2 rRNA genes (1 of these 2 cut by a window edge) are annotated in these 2915 nt (G+C 52.4%); both read right to left on the bottom strand.

The annotated features are described in order from the left end of the window. Positions 1-32: 32 nt before the first annotated feature. Positions 33-148 (bottom strand): 5S ribosomal RNA (gene rrf, locus KXR72_RS20840). Between the two features lie 135 nt (positions 149-283). After that, positions 284-2915: ribosomal RNA gene (locus KXR72_RS20835) — 23S ribosomal RNA — on the bottom strand (it continues 259 nt past the right edge of the window).

Raw genomic sequence — 2915 nt, 5'->3', positions numbered from 1 at the left:
CCATCATAGATGGTCGGGGGTTTGGTGTATAAGCTTGACGATGACCTACTCTCACATGGGGAAGCCCCACACTACCATCGGCGATGCGTCGTTTCACTTCTGAGTTCGGGATGGGATCAGGTGGTTCCAACGCTCTATGGTCGTCAAGCAATCTGGTTGGGGAGTCGGTGTTGAGTCGCTTCCCCGAATTGGGCATGTGGTGTTYTGCGAGTGATGCTGATTTTCGGTTTGTTTGTCGACTTCGACCGTCTGACACACAAACATCAAATTGTTTGGGTGTTATATGGTCAAGCCTCACGGGCAATTAGTATGGGTTAGCTCAACGCCTCACAGCGCTTACACACCCCACCTATCAACGTCGTAGTCTTCGACGGCCCTTTAGGGAGCTCAAGGCTCCAGTGAGATCTCATCTTGAGGCAAGTTTCCCGCTTAGATGCTTTCAGCGGTTATCTCTTCCGAACATAGCTACCCGGCAATGCCACTGGCGTGACAACCGGAACACCAGAGGTTCGTCCACTCCGGTCCTCTCGTACTAGGAGCAGCCCCTCTCAAATCTCAAACGTCCACGGCAGATAGGGACCGAACTGTCTCACGACGTTCTAAACCCAGCTCGCGTACCACTTTAAATGGCGAACAGCCATACCCTTGGGACCGGCTTCAGCCCCAGGATGTGATGAGCCGACATCGAGGTGCCAAACACCGCCGTCGATATGAACTCTTGGGCGGTATCAGCCTGTTATCCCCGGAGTACCTTTTATCCGTTGAGCGATGGCCCTTCCATACAGAACCACCGGATCACTAAGACCTACTTTCGTACCTGCTCGACGTGTCTGTCTCGCAGTCAAGCGCGCTTTTGCCTTTATACTCTGCGACCGATTTCCGACCGGTCTGAGCGCACCTTCGTACTCCTCCGTTACTCTTTAGGAGGAGACCGCCCCAGTCAAACTACCCACCATACACTGTCCTCGATCCGGATAACGGACCAGAGTTAGAACCTCAAAGTTGCCAGGGTGGTATTTCAAGGATGGCTCCATGAGAACTGGCGTCCCCACTTCAAAGCCTCCCACCTATCCTACACAAGCAAATTCAAAGTCCAGTGCAAAGCTATAGTAAAGGTTCACGGGGTCTTTCCGTCTAGCCGCGGATACACTGCATCTTCACAGCGATTTCAATTTCACTGAGTCTCGGGTGGAGACAGCGCCGCCATCGTTACGCCATTCGTGCAGGTCGGAACTTACCCGACAAGGAATTTCGCTACCTTAGGACCGTTATAGTTACGGCCGCCGTTTACCGGGGCTTCGATCAAGAGCTTCGCTTGCGCTAACCCCATCAATTAACCTTCCGGCACCGGGCAGGCGTCACACCCTATACGTCCACTTTCGTGTTTGCAGAGTGCTGTGTTTTTAATAAACAGTCGCAGCGGCCTGGTATCTTCGACCGGCATGAGCTTACGGGGTAAACCCTTCACCCTCACCGGCGCACCTTCTCCCGAAGTTACGGTGCCATTTTGCCTAGTTCCTTCACCCGAGTTCTCTCAAGCGCCTTGGTATTCTCTACCCAACCACCTGTGTCGGTTTGGGGTACGGTTCCTAGTTACCTGAAGCTTAGAGGCTTTTCCTGGAAGCATGGCATCAACCACTTCTCCTTCTAAAAGAAGGATCGTCATCAGTTCTCGGCATTAAGATCCCGGATTTACCTAAGATCTCTGCCTACCACCTTAAACTTGGACAACCAACGCCAAGCTGGCCTAGCCTTCTCCGTCCCCCCATCGCAGTAACTAGAAGTACGGGAATATTGACCCGTTTCCCATCGACTACGCTCTTCAGCCTCGCCTTAGGGGCCGACTCACCCTGCGTCGATTAACGTTGCGCAGGAACCCTTGGTCTTTCGGCGTGCGAGTTTTTCACTCGCATTGTCGTTACTCATGTCAGCATTCGCACTTGTGATACCTCCAGCAAGCTTCTCAACTCACCTTCACAGGCTTACACAACGCTCCTCTACCGCTCATCTTGCGATGAACCCGTAGCTTCGGTACCTGGTTTGAGCCCCGTTACATCTTCCGCGCAGGCCGACTCGACTAGTGAGCTATTACGCTTTCTTTAAAGGATGGCTGCTTCTAAGCCAACCTCCTAGCTGTCTAAGCCTTCCCACATCGTTTCCCACTTAACCAGGATTTTGGGACCTTAGCTGACGGTCTGGGTTGTTTCCCTTTTCACGACGGACGTTAGCACCCGCCGTGTGTCTCCCGTGCTGACACTTGCTGGTATTCGGAGTTTGCATCGGTTTGGTAAGTCGGGATGACCCCCTAGCCGAAACAGTGCTCTACCCCCAGCAGTGATACACGAGGCGCTACCTAAATAGCTTTCGAGGAGAACCAGCTATCTCCGAGCTTGATTAGCCTTTCACTCCGATCCACAGGTCATCCGCTAACTTTTCAACGGTAGTCGGTTCGGTCCTCCAGTCAGTGTTACCTAACCTTCAACCTGCCCATGGATAGATCGCCCGGTTTCGGGTCTATTCCCAGCGACTAGACGCCCTATTAAGACTCGCTTTCGCTACGCCTCCCCTATTCGGTTAAGCTCGCCACTGAAAATAAGTCGCTGACCCATTATACAAAAGGTACGCAGTCACCTAACAAAGTAGGCTCCCACTGCTTGTACGCATACGGTTTCAGGTTCTATTTCACTCCCCTCTCCGGGGTTCTTTTCGCCTTTCCCTCACGGTACTGGTTCACTATCGGTCAGTCAGTAGTATTTAGCCTTGGAGGATGGTCCCCCCATATTCAGACAAAGTTTCTCGTGCTCCGTCCTACTCGATTTCATTGACAAGAGACTTTCGCGTACGGGGCTATCACCCACTATGGCCGCACTTTCCAGAACGTTCCGCTAATCTCAAATCAACTTAAGGGCTAATCC

The sequence above is a fragment of the Stutzerimonas chloritidismutans genome, from assembly GCF_051486945.1.
Classification (GTDB): domain Bacteria; phylum Pseudomonadota; class Gammaproteobacteria; order Pseudomonadales; family Pseudomonadaceae; genus Stutzerimonas; species Stutzerimonas chloritidismutans_B.
The sequence above is the reverse complement of the archived record's forward strand: the minus strand, read 5'-3'. Positions and strand labels throughout refer to the sequence as shown.